General features: G+C 31.7%; 17 protein-coding genes. 2 read left to right on the forward strand and 15 right to left on the reverse strand.

The features are described 5' to 3' along the window. Positions 1-15: 15 nt before the first annotated feature. The 5 genes from aroE to U8307_RS03190 form a co-directional block, all read right to left on the reverse strand. A complete protein-coding gene (gene aroE / locus U8307_RS03170) occupies positions 16-888 on the reverse strand; it encodes a shikimate dehydrogenase (RefSeq protein WP_326910163.1) in 873 nt (290 codons plus the stop codon). Then, the gene (locus U8307_RS03175) at positions 873-1748 is read right to left on the reverse strand and encodes a sugar phosphate isomerase/epimerase family protein (protein WP_326910164.1); all 876 of its coding nucleotides are present in this window, start codon (positions 1746-1748) and stop codon (positions 873-875) included. The genes aroE and U8307_RS03175 overlap by 16 nt, the downstream gene beginning before the upstream one ends. A 23-nt stretch (positions 1749-1771) precedes the next feature. Continuing rightward, the gene (locus tag U8307_RS03180) at positions 1772-3589 is read right to left on the reverse strand and encodes a thiamine pyrophosphate-binding protein (RefSeq protein ID WP_326910165.1); all 1818 of its coding nucleotides are present in this window, start codon (positions 3587-3589) and stop codon (positions 1772-1774) included. Positions 3590-3609: 20 nt separating this feature from the next. Beyond that, entirely contained in the window at positions 3610-5076 is a 1467-nt protein-coding gene (locus U8307_RS03185; RefSeq protein ID WP_326910166.1) for an aldehyde dehydrogenase family protein, read from the reverse strand. 92 nt (positions 5077-5168) lie between these two features. After that, complete coding sequence (locus U8307_RS03190) at positions 5169-6080, reverse strand: hydroxymethylglutaryl-CoA lyase (RefSeq protein WP_326910167.1); 912 nt, start codon at positions 6078-6080, stop codon at positions 5169-5171. Between the two features lie 543 nt (positions 6081-6623). Here U8307_RS03190 and U8307_RS03195 point away from each other — a divergent pair. After that, on the forward strand, positions 6624-7505 hold the full coding sequence (locus tag U8307_RS03195; protein WP_326910168.1) for a LysR family transcriptional regulator: 882 nt from the start codon (positions 6624-6626) through the stop codon (positions 7503-7505). Positions 7506-7608: 103 nt separating this feature from the next. Here U8307_RS03195 and U8307_RS03200 read toward each other — a convergent pair whose 3' ends face one another. From U8307_RS03200 to U8307_RS03225, 6 genes are all read right to left on the reverse strand, one after another. Next, complete coding sequence (locus tag U8307_RS03200) at positions 7609-8562, reverse strand: ADP-ribosylglycohydrolase family protein (protein ID WP_326910169.1); 954 nt, start codon at positions 8560-8562, stop codon at positions 7609-7611. A gap of 24 nt (positions 8563-8586) precedes the next feature. Next, positions 8587-9774, reverse strand: a complete 1188-nt coding sequence (locus U8307_RS03205; protein WP_326910170.1) for an MBL fold metallo-hydrolase — start codon at positions 9772-9774, stop codon at positions 8587-8589. Positions 9775-9785: 11 nt separating this feature from the next. Beyond that, entirely contained in the window at positions 9786-10808 is a 1023-nt protein-coding gene (locus tag U8307_RS03210) for a hypothetical protein (RefSeq protein ID WP_326910172.1), read from the reverse strand. 101 nt (positions 10809-10909) lie between these two features. Beyond that, a complete protein-coding gene (locus U8307_RS03215) occupies positions 10910-11464 on the reverse strand; it encodes a WG repeat-containing protein (RefSeq protein ID WP_326910174.1) in 555 nt (184 codons plus the stop codon). A gap of 65 nt (positions 11465-11529) precedes the next feature. Then, positions 11530-12027 (reverse strand): GNAT family N-acetyltransferase, encoded by a 498-nt coding sequence (locus U8307_RS03220; RefSeq protein WP_326910175.1) that lies wholly within the window; start codon positions 12025-12027, stop codon positions 11530-11532. A gap of 84 nt (positions 12028-12111) precedes the next feature. Next, entirely contained in the window at positions 12112-12747 is a 636-nt protein-coding gene (locus U8307_RS03225; RefSeq protein WP_326910177.1) for an HAD family hydrolase, read from the reverse strand. A 221-nt stretch (positions 12748-12968) separates the two neighbouring features. Here U8307_RS03225 and U8307_RS03230 point away from each other — a divergent pair, with 221 nt between their 5' ends. After that, the gene (locus U8307_RS03230) at positions 12969-13526 is read left to right on the forward strand and encodes a DNA-3-methyladenine glycosylase I (protein WP_326910178.1); all 558 of its coding nucleotides are present in this window, start codon (positions 12969-12971) and stop codon (positions 13524-13526) included. 45 nt (positions 13527-13571) lie between these two features. On the opposite strand, the gene U8307_RS03235 is transcribed toward U8307_RS03230, so the two are convergent. The 4 genes from U8307_RS03235 to U8307_RS03250 all read right to left on the reverse strand — a co-directional run bounded on the left by U8307_RS03235 (position 13572) and on the right by U8307_RS03250 (position 17451). Then, a complete protein-coding gene (locus U8307_RS03235; protein WP_326910179.1) occupies positions 13572-14045 on the reverse strand; it encodes a flavodoxin domain-containing protein in 474 nt (157 codons plus the stop codon). A gap of 46 nt (positions 14046-14091) precedes the next feature. Then, complete coding sequence (locus tag U8307_RS03240) at positions 14092-15195, reverse strand: GGDEF domain-containing protein (RefSeq protein WP_326910180.1); 1104 nt, start codon at positions 15193-15195, stop codon at positions 14092-14094. Between the two features lie 208 nt (positions 15196-15403). Next, the gene (locus U8307_RS03245; protein WP_326910181.1) at positions 15404-16417 is read right to left on the reverse strand and encodes a macro domain-containing protein; all 1014 of its coding nucleotides are present in this window, start codon (positions 16415-16417) and stop codon (positions 15404-15406) included. A 113-nt stretch (positions 16418-16530) separates the two neighbouring features. After that, complete coding sequence (locus U8307_RS03250) at positions 16531-17451, reverse strand: NYN domain-containing protein (protein ID WP_326910182.1); 921 nt, start codon at positions 17449-17451, stop codon at positions 16531-16533. Positions 17452-17466: the final 15 nt, after the last annotated feature.

Here is a 17466-nt window from a genome sequence, read left to right on the forward strand (position 1 = left end):
ATTAAGGTTAGTTTATTATTTCCCTGAAAGGATATCCATGAGCTCCAGCCGCATCGCTTCCACAGGAGCGGTTTCTCCACTCCAAAGTTCAATCTGCTCAGCTCCCTGATATAAAGACATACCTAAGCCATTCATTATAATGCAGCCCATTTCCTCAGCCTCCATCAGAAACCGCGTTTTGGATGGATTGTAGGTTGCATCAAAACACAACTGACCAGAACGAAGATATTCCTTAGGTATTGGAGTTTCTCCAAGACTCGTAATCATACCGAGTCCAGTATTGTTCATTATAACGTCTGACTCAGCGATTTTATCCTTCACTAAAACTGAATCTTTAATATTAACCAGCTCTGCAACCGGTACAAAATTATCGTTTACCTCATCAACTAACACCTTGACTTTTGAAAGAGTTCTACTTGCTATATATATCTTTTTAGCACCATAATATGCTAATACACTACATATTGCTCTGGCTGCACCCCCTGCTCCTATACAGAAAAAAGTGGATTCATTCACTTTTATATCCTGAATTTCCTCTTTTAGTGCCCTATAAAATCCTATTCCGTCTGTATTGTACGCTTTCAATCTACCATCCGGTAACTTAACAACGGTATTACTGGCATTCATCTTTTCGCAAAGTGGATCCTTTTCATCAACGTACTTCATTATCTCGACTTTGTTAGGCTTTGTCACAGCAAAACCGGCAAAGTTCATATACCTTATTCCATTTACTACATCAAGCAGATGGTCGTTTTCCACCTCTGAGTAGAAATACAACATATCAATTCCAGCAGCCTTGTATGCTGCATTCTGCATTCTTGCAGCATAAGATTGCGCCAAAGGCTTTCCGAGCAATGCAATCATTCTTGTATTTATACTGACAGACATTCTATCTCCTCCTCATTATTGTTTCCTGAAGATGTCACCTCTAGCTGTTCTATATCTGCCATTAGCAATTTAGCTGTTAAGATACACCTTGCAACATGTCCTGCTGCTCCTCTAAGTTCCATCTCTTTTGAATTTGGAAGTTCTATTGATATAGGATTGTTTGGCATAGCTAAAAGCATACCTTTAAGGTCTATTTCACCTTCTCCTGCATATAGTCTTCCTTCCCTTGCAACGCCAATCATAGAAGGGTCCTCTAATGAAGGAATTTCTCCAGGACCATCACAAAGATGAATAAATCCAAATCTTTTTTTGTCTACCTTATCTAAGTCAGCAGGGCTGACATTAGATCTATGTGCATGAAGTGTATCTACCATCAAATAGGCATTGGGACGATCAACTCTGTCAAGGACTTCCAAAGCATCCTTAAGCCCCGTGATGCCTGAGAAAGTTACAAATTCAAGATTTACCTTCAAATTGTACTTGGCTGCCAAATCACAAATCTTCTCAAATTCTCTGAAAGAGAATTCCTTATCTTTACTCCAAATGCTGGACAGCACATCAGTTGCACCAAGCTCAGCTCCTGCAGCAAATGCAGATTCATAGTCATAAACGTTTAAATCCTCTCTGACTCGTGCAAGTTCAATATCCATAAGCTTTATGCCATTTTCAGTTAATGCTGTTCTTATCTCTCTGAACAATTTCTTATCCAAATCAAATTGATACAAAGGTTCATTTGGAAGATGCATAGGAATTGGCCTAAGACTGACAAAATCATATCCAGCCTCAGCAGCAATCTTTATCTGGTCAACCGGACTTGTTCCGGGTATAGTAAGATAAGCAAGCGAAAACTTTCTTGTCATATTTGTCCTCCTTTTAAATAATACTATTTGTGCGAAACAGAATGATTTGGCGGCTGGTACTCGCCCTTTTCATTCTTTAACAATTTTCCATTAACTATGCCAGGTTTAGGTATATAAATATCATTAATGTTCCAACATCCAGGTGTAGGCACTACTATATTTTCCATTGGAACATCCAACAAGTATGGCTTGTTGCAGCTTATAGCCTTTTTTAATTCAGGCTTGAAATCATCTGCAGATTTTATCTTTATTGCATCTACTCCATAAGCCTTGGCTACCTCAGCCCAATTTGGCGAATAAGGTTTTCCATCAGGCATAGTGAATACAGTCCCGAATTTTGTCTTATAATTTGCGTATTCCAACCCTGCAATTGTTCCGAATGCTGAGTTGTTCATAACTACCCAAACCACAGGAATATTTTGCTCTACAGCCGTAGCCAATGCACCTGGATTGACTCCAAAACCTCCGTCACCTACTAGCGTCAACACTACCTTGTCTGGTGCTGCCAGCTTTCCGCCAATCAAAGCAGATCCTCCAAATCCCATAGTAGCTAAACCAGAGCTATGGTGAATTGTACCAGGGATTGTGATATCAAATTGCTGCGCCACGCCATTTTTATTCCAGCCTACATCTGTAAAAATGATTGCATCCTCAGGGATAACCGCCTTGACATCCTTCAATATTCTCTGGGGAGTCATAGGGAACCTTCCGTCTTCTGAAATTTCAATATTCGATTCTTTGAATTGAGTACGGTTTACTTTTATTATTTTCCTTAGCTCCGGTCTATCTATACCTTCCGGCAATAGAATTTTAGCTTCCTCAAGAATCTGAGTTAGTGCCAGCTTCAAATCAGCAATCGCACCAATTGCCACCGGATAGTTTCTGCCTATTTCCGCTGGATCAATATCTATCTGAAGAAATTCCGTCTTGTTCATATCAAAGGTAACTCCTGTATACCAGCTTGAACTGTCTGCTTCTGCAAAGCGAGTGCCTAACCCCAATAATACATCAGCATTCGCTGTAAATCTGTGGGTAAACTCAATACCCCAAAATCCAGTTTGCCCAAGCATCAACGGATGTGTATCTGATATACATCCTTGCCCCATCAGTGTTCTTGATACCGGAATATCCAAAAATTCAATAAGTTTCTGAAGCTCCATTGATGCTTCTGCAAGCAATATTCCACCGCCAGCATGAATAACCGGATTCTTGGCTTCAATAAGCTTTTTTGCTATAGCTTTTGCAGCTGAAGGTGCCAATGCAGGCTTAATTGTTTCAAAGCTATCTTTAAATGTACGAGCAAACAATTCTTCTTCTATTTCTGTTGAAAATACGTCCATAGGAATGGATATAAGTACCGGTCCAGGTCTCCCACTTTCAGCCAACCTAAAAGCCTTGTCTAAGATTTCAGGAAGTGCTTCAGCATCATCAATTCTCCAAACTCTTTTTACAATAGGTTTAAGTATTTCATATTGGGAAGCATCCGAATGCAAATTAACCTCCTGATGAGGATGTTTGCCATAATAATACCTTGGAACGTCACCTGCTATAACCACCATGGGGATAGAATCAAAAGATGCATTCGCAACTCCAGTAACAGCATTTGCCAAACCAGGCCCCAAGTGACAAAGTACCACTCCTGCTTTTTTCTTAATTCTTGCATAACCGTCGGCAGCCATTGCTGCAAGCTGCTCATTCCTGAAAGATATATACTTTATCTTTCTACTTCTTGACAAAGCATCCAGAAATCCAATCAAAGTATGCCCGCACAATCCAAAAACATATTCTGTATTCCGCCTTTCCAAATATTCAACCATTTGCTCAGAAATAAATCTTTTCATTGTCTTGCCCTCCTTTAGACTTATCCTTCTCTATAAGGTTCATAGAATTCTCCGAACAATTCATCATCACTTGGTTTATCCTCGGGAATTTCCCTAGATACCCAAGTTACATTCATATAATGTTGCAGATGTACATTTTCTGAAGTTGCATTACCTCCCCAAGTTCCGCATCCTATGCTTGAAGTCATAGGCATGCCATTTGTGAAGGATCCGGCATTTGATTTTGATTGGGGCTGTCTAACCATTATTCTGCCAACTTGGGCTTCAAGGGCAAGTCTGTGAATATGATTTTCATCGTATGAGTATATTCCGACGCTATGTCCCTTACCTCCCACTTCATGAATAGCTTTAACTATATCTATTGCATTTTGAAATTCTCCTTCATATTTATGAACTGCCAAAAGTGTTGTCAACTTTTCACGGCACCATGTGTCTTCGTAATTTGATGTATACTTCCCAGTTCCTATTGCTATAAGAAACTTCCTATCCTCCGGAATTTCAATTCCTGCAAGCTTTGCCATTGTCTGCGGCGATTGTGCCACAGAATCTGCCAATCTGTGGCATTCCTCATCCCACATTATTTTTTTTACTTTCTCCTGCTCGTTCTCATTCAGCAAATATCCTCCTACCTCTACCAAAGCTTTTATTCCTTCATCGTAAATGCTATGGTGAATAATTACATTGCCGTCCGCTGAGCATCCCGATCCAAAGTCCGAAGTCTTTGAAAGCATCGTATTGTACGAAGCCTGTATCAATTCGTCTTTGGCTGTCTCATCCCAAATCATTGTTGCATTACCTGCTCCAACACCATATGCAGGTGTCCCTGAATGATATGCCCTTCTTACAACACCTTGCCCGCCTGTTGCTATTACCAAATCACATTTAGTGTTTAATGCTTCTGACATAGACTTGTTTATTTTAGCCTTTCCCTGTCCCAATATCTGAATCAAATCCTCCGGAGCTCCTACTTGTCTCAATCCTTCTCTCATCAATTCTATTGTCTTGCCACCGGTTTTAATTGCTCTAGGATGCGGAGAAAATATTATTGCATTTCTAGCCTTAAGCGCATATATAGCATTCCCCGCAGGTGTCAGGTCTGGGTTTGTCGCAGGTACTACACAAGCTATAACTCCTACCGGCTTTGCATATTTTACAATTCCCTTTGAGTGAATTTCCTCAATAATACCAACGCTTTTCTGTCGCAGAGCGTCTCGCAATACACCTCTTATCTTATATTTCTTATTTTCACGGCTTACGGGATCTCCCATTTTGCTTTCCTCAATGCTCATGGCAACCAACTCCTTAAAGGTTTGCGTATTAGCTACCTTCCATGCTATTGCCTTTATAGCTCTATCAATGTCTTCCTGTTTCCACTTTTCAAAAATTCTTTGGGCTGCGTCAGCTTTAGCAAATTTCTCCTCAATTTCGTTAATCTGATCTTGGTTAAGCTTTGCGTAAACCTCTTCCGTCGAACTCATTCTACTCATTTTTTCCTCCTTTAAATCTTATGATTACGAATTAGCTGAATGCTTCATAAGTTCAGATATTTGTGATATATTGTTATTGAAAACGATTGCCTTTACTTTATTAAATCCTTTGAACGACCTGCTTTCAAAAGGTAAGAGTCAGCCTCATGTCCAAGCAGGTCCTGCATAAACATTGCTATATCTAAAAGCTTAATCACATCAATTCCTGTCTTTATTCCCATCTCTTCCATCATATGAACAACATCTTCAGAAGAAACATTGCCAGCTGCTCCTGGGACAAATGGGCATCCGCCAAAGCCACCTATGGATGAGTCAAAATTTGTTATTCCTGCTTCCATAGCAGCTACGATATTTGCTATAGCCATCCCTCTAGTATTATGGAAATGCAGCCACCACTTTACAACCGGATATTTCATCTTCATTGAACTGCACATATCATAAACTTGGTTTGGAGTAGCCATTCCTGAAGCGTCAGACAATGAAATTTCTTTTATTCCTACATTTAAATACGATTCAACTATACTTTCCACATCTTCAATCGGAATTACTCCCTCCCACGGAGATCCAAAGGGCATAGATATTGACCCAGAAACTTCTAATCTATTTTTTAAAGCCAAGCTAACGTTTTCATCGAAACCAGCAACAGTTTGCTCTGGTGTTTTGTTTATATTAGCAATGTTATGTCCTTTACTGGCGGAAACATTGAGCTTAATTTTGCGGCAACCGCAGTCGATAGCCCTTTGTACGCCTTTTTTATTAGCCACAAGCGCTCGAAACTCCACATCCGTTACATTGTTAAGTTGCCTATAAAGCTCATCTGTGTCTGCCATCTGCGGAACTGCTTTTGGGCTCATAAAAGAACCTAATTCTATTACTTTGAAGCCTGCCTCAACTAAGCCGGTAACCAGCTTTAGTTTCTCTAATGTATCCAATATCTTGGGCTCACTTTGCAAACCATCTCTCAAGCCAACCTCACATAAACTTACTTTCAAAGGAAGTTTCAACTTTATTTCACCCCTTTCAAGAATATACAATAATTTATATTTTTACAAAATTTTATCTTAATAATCTTTGTAAGTCAAATACCAGTTTTATATAATAACCATAGAGTACTTCTATGATTGAATTATAGAATTTTTAGATACATTATATATATAATGTATCTAAAAATTCTAAAACCACTGAAACTAATCGATTTAGACTCCTGAACCTTTTTTATTTATTTCGGTTCTTTGCAATTAAAATTAGGATATCAATTGTCTGAGAGTAAGTAAAAATATAGGTTTAGACAGATATTTTGTCGAATTTTATCAAAAATAACAAACCTCCCTGATAATAATTAAATAAGGAATATACAATTAATCAAATAAAATACTACCGATTAATTCGTTACTTAAAGCTTATTGTTAAAAACAATACAATAGAGACAATTTATTATTAATGTGGTATAATTACTTAACATATCAAGGTATATTATTGCATGGTTAACCTGTTCTGCATATTAACAACTAAAAGCACTCATTACAGAGTATAATAAGGAGGTTAAAATGACACTACAGCAATTGCATTACTTCCGCGTTTTAGCAAAAATACAACATTATACTAAGGCTTCGGAAATACTACTAATTTCTCAACCAAGCTTAAGTTATGCAATATCCCAGTTAGAAAAGGAATTAAATGTACCATTGTTCGAAAAACACGGAAAAAAGATAAAATTAAGTCATCAAGGAGAACGATTTCTTAATTATGTTGAGAAATCACTAGATATATTGGATGAAGGAACAAAGATGCTTAAAACACTTACAGATCCTTCGACAGGAACGGTTACCCTTGGCTATATCTATAGCGTCAGCTCAAAATTCATTCCAGAAATGATTAATAAATTTTATAAAAATGATGCTAATAAATTAGTTAAATTTTCTTTGGTACAAAACGTAAGCGAATACCTTTTGCGAGATTTAAAAACTAATAAAATCGACTTAATATTTTGTCCAAAACTTGATAAAAGCTTAAAGTCTGTGCCTATTAGCAAACAACAACTTTATCTGATCGTATCTAAAAGTCATCCATTCGCCTTAAGAAAAGATGTTGAAATTTCAGAATTAATCGGCGAACCTTTTATACACCTAAATAGAAATAGTTCTTTAAGAGATACAATTGATGATATGTTTGAACAATTGCATATAAAACCTAATATCGTTTTAGAGGCAGAGGAATGTAATGCTGTTATTTCCTTTGTATCTCTTAACCTTGGCATTGCCATAGTCCCTGAAATACCTTCTATGAGCAACCAAATTGTTACGGTAAAAATAAGAGACTGTGTGTTAGAAAGAAAAATTTACATGCATTGGACAAATGAAAAATATATGTCACCGACTGTAATTAAAACTAGAGATTTTATTATTAACAATTACACTCTTTCCAAATGAGCCTATTAATGTAATCGAGTTCTTATTTTACTTGGCCGAAAAAAAATCTACCATACAACTAGTATAGTAGAAACTCTATTATTTAATTTATAAACTAAATTTATCAATTAAAACTTAGATACAACTTATTGCATATATCCTCAATAAAGTGTCGTTTTGCAATTTTGTCGATCCATTCTTTAGGAATATCTTCATATCCGTAATATATTCCTGCTAATCCACCAGCTACAGCAGCAACAGTATCTGTATCATCTCCTAAATTAACAGATTTGAGAATGCAATCTTTATAACTATCAGTGTTTAAAAAGCACCATAAAGCAGCCTCTAAAGTATCGACCACATATCCACTACTTCTTATTTGCTCTTCTGGAAGTTCATTGAAATTTTTGGAATAAAGTCGTTGAAAATGATGTAATTCAGCTTCAAATTTGTCATACTTTTTATAGTAATTAATAGTGTTGTAAATTCCATTTTTAACAGCTTCATATTTGCTCTTTTTTTCGATTAATCCCATAGCAATTGAACAGTATATACCACAGGATATCAAACTTCTTTTATGAGCATGAGTTAGTTTAGAAATATTATGGATAATATATATTCCTCTATCATCCTTAGTAATGTTTGTTATATTTTTTGATTTCAAGTAAAATACTATAGGAAGTATTCTCATTAGTGATCCATTACCGTAGTCATGTTCCCCTACTCCGCCACAATTTAAAGGTTCTATTTTACTTTCATATTTTAAAAGAGCGCTTCTTGTTGAACCTCCAACATCAAAAACTTCTCCATAGGGAGTATATTCACCATTTGTAATCCATTTATTGAAATTATTCATAATGTCATCATAATTTAACCCTTTTGAGAGACTATCAGCTAAACAAATTGTCATACTAGTATCATCAGACCAAGTGCCGGCTGGTTGATTATATGTTCCATATGAACGCATATTAACTACAGGATTTTTCTTAAGTGTTTCCCTATATTCAAATTCTACTGGCACTCCTAGAGCATCTGCTACGCACAATCCCATTATTCCATCTATTATATAATTAGACATATCAATCACTTCTTTCTATTTTCATTATTTTATTTCAATTGTTTCTCCATCGTTTAAAATATGTACTGGATAATTTAAATCAGTATCTAATAACTTTTTCGAATTTTCACTATGAATTGGGATAATTCCAGACTTAGGTTTAACTGCATTGCATACACGAATTATCGTTTCTTTTGTTGCATGTCCACTTGTATGTAATTTTACATAATTTATATCTTTTAGAAATTCAACTAAACCATCATTCTTAGTATCATCTCTATCTAAATACCCACCCCACATAGAATAAACAAATAAAAAATCTTCTTTTTCATATTTTTCTATTATATTTTTGAAAAAGTCATTTTGTCTTACCAACATACAAAATCCTTTTGTTCTTAATTTATCTTCTAAATTTTTCCCATAGGTAAGTGCATATTTAAAATTATAAAAATTTGATTTATTGCTACCAAATTTTGAAACTACATCTAAAATGCTCTTTTGATATTCATCACAAATAAAGTATCTGCCACGAGGATTCGAATTATAAAATAAGGCTATTCTATCAATATTCGTTGAAGAACATAATACAAATACATATTTTTTATTTTCATTGTTCATCAAAACTTTAGCTTGTTTCATAATTTCATCTTCACTAATAACAGTTCCTTCACGTGACAGCATAGTCCCTTCAATAATCAAAGTATCAACTTTCCCCACATATTTTTCAAGCATTTTTATAAGTTTTTTCCCTCTAAAACCATGTTCTCTAAAATCACCTGTATGTAAAATTCTTTTATTATCAGATTCTATGAGAAACATATAAGCATCATAAGCAGAATGGTCAATTAGTAAAGGAGTTATTTTAATATTACCAACTCTAATTTTATCCAACGCCTTAAATGTTATAAATTCTTGTACAATAGGTACGGCTTCTTTATCTATACGTTCTGATAACTTTAAAAATATTTCCTTAGCTGCCTCTCCAATATATATTGGAATATCTGGCAATATATTTTTATAGAGTCCTAAATGATCTCCATGATAATGAGTAAAAAAAACTGCATTACAATCTTTTATTCCTTTAGTTATTCCATCGATTTCTATGTTGTGTGGTGCTTTGTTTTTATTAGGCAGTTCTTCTCCCATATCTATTATTATTTTTGTAGTTTGTGTTGATATTTCTGTTATACACCCACCAATTTGATGAGTACCGCGATGAATTTTTACTTTCATTTTTGCCCCCACTAATTAAGAGAAGTTTCCATTATCGGCTTTATCTTTATAATATCATTATTGACTGTGTTTTCATCAAAATAAATATAATGCAATTCTAGTTGGTCATTTCCTCCTAAAGATAATCTCTTTTTTTCAAAACTTTTATCGTTATAATCACCTATTGGCATAACTATAACAGCATTCAAAATCAAGTCTTTAGGTATTGGAAAGGAAAAACCAAACAATTTCCACCAACATTCATTATTTGCTTCTTCATGTCTCAATAGTTCTCTAATAAATGTAGCATATGCAATAGCTTGTTTAATTGCTTTTTCAGGCCTTTCTCTAGAAATACATTCATCCTTAAGTTCCATTATACAAATTCTAGCTCTGTTTCCTTTTCTCATACGAGTTAATATATCTATCCCCCCTCCATTTTTCCCAGAGTATTCAACAATATTATCTTTTGCTTTACTTGCACTAAAAGGAGTCGGCATTTGAAAACGACTATCTAACAATGTAACTGGTTGAATATTTAAAATAGCCTTATTTTTAGATTCACTTTTAGAAAATTCAGTCAATAATAAACTCTCTAATCTATGTTCCAAATTACTTTTTCCGTTGTCAATTCTCTGCTGATTATCTTCAAATCTTTTTTTAAAGTAATTTCTAAATTTTTTAGCTTTTTCTGAATTCCAATCGTATTCTGTATCATCTGTTTTTATATATTCAAAATTTTTATAAATTGAATTATTTTCCTTTAAAGAAACATTACCATTATTCTTTATATTTAATGTTGCAACTTTTTGACCTTCAAATCTTAAAGAATACTTAACTGTACTTTTATTTGCATTTATAGTATCTGATATATTTGAGTACACATATAATGGCTCCCACTGGTGAAAATTTTTTCTAGCATCTTTTATAAAACTTTGATTTTCCATAATTAAATCAGAATATCTTTTGTAATTAGAGGTCCATTCGTTAACATTATTATTCAATAATTCTTGTACCATACTTATAATATTATTGTATTCAGAAAATAAATCCATTATATAAATTCCTCCGTTTTAATCTTAGTCAAATTTTTTTACACTACTTATAATGATAAACAATTTCACAATTGCATTATTCTAAAATTATGACTTACAAATCAACTACATAAAGTATTAATCAAGTTTTCTGCCTCGCTTTTAGAAAGTGATATATCTGTTATTAGTCGTCCATCTTCACAAAGTACACCAAATTTACTTTTGCTTTTTAAAATATAATATTTTTTAAGTTTAGGCCATATAACATTGGTGTTATATTCTACCTTAAAATAATATGGTTTTTCATCTAATTCAGTCTTAACTATCAAATCAAATTCATTATCATATAAATCCCACTTAACATCATAATCCAATTTATTACTTAAACTCTCATCAACTAATTTCTTTACAGTTTTCTTTTTTCCGCAAACAATAAAGTCATTTTCATAGCTTGTACATAAAAATTCATATTTAAAAGGAATTAATATTTTATTTTCATTATTTACCAATCCCCATTTTCCTCTTTTAGATACTTTAAAAAGTCCCCTATAAGGTATTGTTTCAGCATCATCATAAACAGCTGGAATAGTAACTTCACCTTTATTGTTTATATAACCATGTTTTCCTTTTTCTACTTTAAACCTTCCTACACCATGATATACCGTACAATTTTGCAAATTATTTTCCTCCTGAATAGCGAAATATATGAGATTCTAACTAAAACAAAATAATATAGCTACTCCTATTTTTTAAAGTATTCGCTTTTTAGCATAGAATACACTTTTTGGTCTAAAAAGCCTCGTTCAGATTTATAATTTTGTCTTAATACTCCGTCACAATGCATTCCAACCCCTTCATACAGCTTTATTCCTACTACATTGTCTGGATATACATCTAACCAAAAACGATTTATATTAAGTTCTTCAAATGCATATTTAAATAATGCAGTCAAAACTTCTTTCCCATAACCAATTCCCTTTTTAGATATTGCAATTCTTCTAAGTTCAAAAATCTCAGATTCATAATCTAATTTGTTTAAAATAAAACCAACAATTGTATTATTATCTTTTTCTTTAATTACAAAAAGTAAGAAATCTTTATCCTTAATTTCAGCCATATGTTCTTCATATGTACCACTCCAGATAAAATCTCTATTGTCCTCATGTTTTTCAAACTCCATAATTGTTTCAATGTCCGATTCATTTGCTTCAACAATATATAACCTTTTTGTTTCTATCAATCCAATTTCCTCCTTATTTGAATAATATCATATTTATAGTTCAATTTCGCAAATTCATGTTATAATCGTGTCATATTCATGTATTTATTCAATACTGACAATTACTTTTAATAGTTCATCAATACTATGTATTATATAATCATATTCACTAACATTACCAAATCCATATTCAGCATAAACAAATGGAATAGATGCAAAACGTGCTGATTTCAAATCTCCTTCGGTGTCTCCTACGTATATTGGATTATTCAAATTATTTCTCTTTATTATAAGGTTTATATTTTCACCTTTAGTTAAGCCTGTCCTTCCTACATTTTCATAGTCTACAAAGTACTTATTTAACTTATGTGCTTTTAAAAATGCTTCAATATATCCTTGTTGACAATTGCTTACAATGAAAAGTTTATATTTATCTGACAATGCTTCTAGAGTTTCTTCTAAACCATTATACAGTTTTCCCCCACTTTTTTCTAAATACTTACACTCTTCTTCACAACAAACTCTTAGTATTTCGACGCTCTTTTCTTCATCTAAAGTTGGAAAAAATCTTTTTCCAATTTCATTGATTGTTAACCCCATTACACCTTTCAAATCTTCAACTGTTATTTTTCTTTTTACATCAATATATTTAATAATAGTTTCATTCCATATATCTAAAATACTATCAATAGAATCCCACAGCGTTCCATCTAAATCAAAAATAATGCTATCAACATTCATATAAAAACCCTCCTAAATTATATATGCTCTTATATATTTTACCAAACTTCTTAAGAAATTAATATATCTTCTTTGATAAAAATTCATTGTTTACTTTAAGAACTGTTTCATATAATCAAAATAAGATAAATTTTCAGATAAACGAACTATTGTCATATTGATAAAAAATTGTTATACTAGATTTATAAATGTAAACAAATCTTGAAAAATGAGGGTAAATTATGAACAGATGTCCTTGGTGTGGCAATGATGAATTATATGTAAAATATCATGATGAGGAATGGGGTGTACCCGTACATGATGATAAAAAGCATTTTGAATTTTTAGTTCTTGAATCAGCTCAAGCTGGCTTAAATTGGCTCACTGTATTACGAAAAAGAGAAAATTACAGAAAAGCTTATGATGACTTTGACGTAAACAAGGTTTCTAATTATGATGAAAATAAGATTAATGAACTTATGCAAAATGCTGGTATTATAAGAAATCGAAGAAAAATAGAAGCCTCAGTAAATAATGCTAAATGCTTTATAGAAATTCAAGAAGAATTTGGTAGCTTTGATAAATATATTTGGAGCTTTGTTAACAACAAAGTTGTTGTTAATCATTGGAATGATATTTCACAAGTCCCTGCTAATTCAGAACTTTCTGACAAAGTCAGCAAAAATTTAAAATCTAGAGGCTTTAAATTTTTAGGCACAACAATAATCTACGCTCACTTGCAGGCAACAGGGTTAATTAACGACCATTTGACTAGTTGTTTTAAGTATAAATCAGTATAAATAAAAAGATACAATTATTTAATTGTATCTAAAGCTTGATAATAATTATCCATTAATATCCATGGCAAATTTATTAATATTATCATAATTTATATTTGATTTATCAGAAGTAACTTTAGTAATTTTTTTAATAATAAATTTTTCCATAAAATTCATCTTTTTAAAAGTAAATTCTCCACCAAAGTGTTTTACTGTTTTTGCAATTTTTAGAAGTTCTTCAGGAAAAATTTCATTTGTTTGTTTTTCTAACATATTCATATCCATACCACAGATAAATAGTCCAATTTCCTTTTTTAATAATTCATCTAGGTTACTTGAACAAAAATCTGTTACTTCTTTTTGGACCTTTCCTATATAAATAGAGCCTCCTATTATTACCCTATCATATTTAGAAAGATCAACATTGCTTTTTTCTTTCAAATTAACAAGTTCAACATTATCTTTCAACCTTTTTGACAATTCTTGAGCACATTTTTGTGTACAACCGTACTTTGTTGCATACGCTACTAATGTATTCATATACCCTCCATATTGTATATTTGTTTGATTAACACCACTATTATTTTTATCCCATAACAGTGTTTTTTCCTGCATCTTTTGCACCATAAAGCATTTCATCTGCTTCTTTAATAAAGCTATAAAAATCATCATCTTTTGATAACTGATTAACTCCAATACTACATGTTATGTTTTTTATTTGAGTGAAATTGTATGTCTCTACCACATGTCGAAGTCTATTTCCCATTTCTATAGCTTGAGATATTTCAGTATTAGGAAGGATTATAATAAATTCTTCTCCTCCCCATCTGCCTAATATATCAACTTCCCTTATATTATTTTGGATAATCGTTACAAATTCAACAATTATACGATCACCTATCAAATGTCCATAAGTATCGTTTACTTTTTTAAAATCATCTATATCAATTATCATAATAGACAGTGGTGTATTAAACCTTTTTGAAAATTGAATATTCCTTATTATTTCACAATTCAATTTGGATTTATTATATACTGCCGTTAATTGATCTGTTTCAGATAGTGTTGTTAAATACTTATTATCGATAAAATGAACTCTTTTATAATAATTATTTCTATAAGTAACGATTGATAATAATATAAGTACTATAGTTAAATTAACTATTCCCGCTAATAATTCAGAAATTTTAATGTCTTTTATAAAATAAAATGAAATTACATTAAATAATACAATTACAACCACCGACAATACAATGTTATTTATAAAATAGTTAGGAATAATAAATATTCCCATAATTAATATTATAACTCCAAAAGCCTGAATTAAATAATTAGGTGAATCATAGTTATAAAATACAAATAAAAATAAAAAGATATAAATAACTTCATTTATAGTTACCCATTTTGTTAAAAGTTTGAAGTTTTTGATGTAATCTATTCTAAAATATAATATTATAATAAACAAAGCAAAAATAATCCTACCAATACATATTAAAATAAAAGAATCAACATCAACTACAAAATAGTCGAGTATAATAAGCGAAATATTAAATATTTCTAAAATTAAAATAATTGACTTAATATAATCGATAGATTTTTTCAAATTTAATTGAATATACTCATTTTCCAATTCTTTATCAACGAACATTCCTAAAAAATTAATTTTATAATCAATACTATTTATTTTCATAAATAAATCCTCTTTTATATAAAAATAAAATTATATATTATGCTTCGTATTCTTTATTCCTCTTTTATTTAATAGAATCGATATTTGCTCCGAGAAATATAAATTCCCAAGAATAATTTAATTTTTGATAGCCTATCATATCACTTATTTTTTTAAATAATATGAGGATAACATTAATTGTAAAAAATAGGTCGCATTAAAAGCGACATTATACGCCTAATAAGGACTGGTCAAAAGCAAATAATGCTTCATTGATTTCAAAAATATTGTAATTTCCTTCTTCAATGAAATATTCAACAATTATATCAAATTTACTACTATGAGAAAGTGCATATCCAGCTTTGCAAATCAAATCCTTTGTTTCGTCTAAATTTAATTCAAGTGATATGGCTAACGCGAGAGCCGTTGTCTTTCTTGGTTTATAATGCTTGTCCACTCTAATTTTAGAAAATAATTTTCGATCAATATTAGCTTTTTTGTAAGTTTCTACATCAGTTTTTCCTTTTTCATCAATTAAACGAAGGAGCATTTGAGAAAAAGTTTCATCTAAGTTTTTAACTACATCCTCTAGTTTCCTTTTTCCTTTAATTGAATGTTTAGGAATATATTGAAAAAATCCTTTATAGTTTAATTGCTCTTCTTGAATCTCATAATTTTCAATAATTCTGTCTCTATCTTTTACATAATTTTCTTCAATATATTTATCATTTATGTATTTTTCAATTGATTCAAATAATTTTTCAGTTAATTCAAGAGCTTTTTTATCAAATACAGACAAGTATACCATCATCTCGTTTTCAAGTAAAAACCTTTCAATTGATGACAATGCCACTTTCAATGCTTTTTGCTTTGGATATCCATAAATACCTGAGGATATTAGTGGAAAAGCTATTGATTTAATGTTATTTCCCTGTGCAAGTTTAAGAGAGTTCATATAGCAATTGATAAGATGCTTTTCCTCGTTGTTATTTCCCCCATTCCAAATTGGTCCAACAGTATGTATTATATACTTTGCAGGAAGATTATAGCCTTTTGTAATGACAGCTTCTCCAACCTTACATCCACCTATTGCATCACATTCTATTTGTAGAGCTTCGTACCCAGCTGCATTAAAAATAGCACCACAAACACCACCACCCATCTTCAGAGCAGTATTTGCAGCGTTAACTATTGCATCTACATTCATTTTAGTTATATCGTTTCTTATAATCTCAAATGGCATTTAATTTCTCCTTATTAGGACAGTGTTACTATTTTTTTAATTGTCTTTATTTAATAATTGTACATTTTCTGTATGTAAAATTATAACATATTAGCACTTTATTACAAGTTTTTTTACTTTTTCTTATTTGTTCTTTTCCTTCTTTTTTGTTGATTGTTAGTATTTTCATTTTTATTTTGTTGTTGCACTTTAGGATTTTCTCTTATAGAAACCCATAAAGATGTACCTTCTTCTCCTTTAGTATGAATGTCAAGAAAATCAAATTTCTTTAGAAACTTCGAGAGTTTTGTATCTCCATAATTTCTGACATCAAAATCAGGATATCTTTTTACTAACTTACTTCCTAATTCGCCCATGTGCATACTTTGATCCTCATCATCTATTCCATTCAACATCTTGATAATTGTCATTTTTATAGTATTCAGGTCTGTCATTGCTTTTTCGTTATCATTTTTATCTAGAAAAATAGAACTTTTATCTAATTTATTATTTTTATTTTCAACTAACATTTCATTCTTGGTTTCATTACCCTTTTCTTGATTTGCATTAATAGTGCTTTTTGATTGAGTTTCATCTAACCCTATATCATTTTTCTCAGATTCAGCCAAAACATCAAGATATTTAAATTGATTACATGATGATATGAAAGGTTTAGGAGTTTTCTTTTCGCCCATACCAACAACAAACATACCTGATTCACGTAATCTAGATGACAATTTTGTAAAATCGCTATCACTAGACACAATACAAAAACCATCTACATTACCAGAATATAGTATATCCATAGCATCAATTATCATTGCTGAATCTGTAGCATTTTTCCCAACTGTATAACCATATTGCTGTATTGGTGAAACTGAATTCTCCAACAACACATCCTTCCACGATGCAGCGTTAGGTTTTGTCCAATCACCGTAAATCCTTTTGTAAGTTGCTACGCCGTAATTAGTAATTTCATCTAAAATATATTTTATGTATTTAGCCGATACATTATCAGCATCAATTAAAACTGCAAATCTTTTTTCTTCAACCATAATCTCTTCCTTTCA

Source organism: Sedimentibacter sp. MB31-C6, assembly GCF_035934735.1.
GTDB lineage: Bacteria > Bacillota > Clostridia > Tissierellales > Sedimentibacteraceae > Sedimentibacter.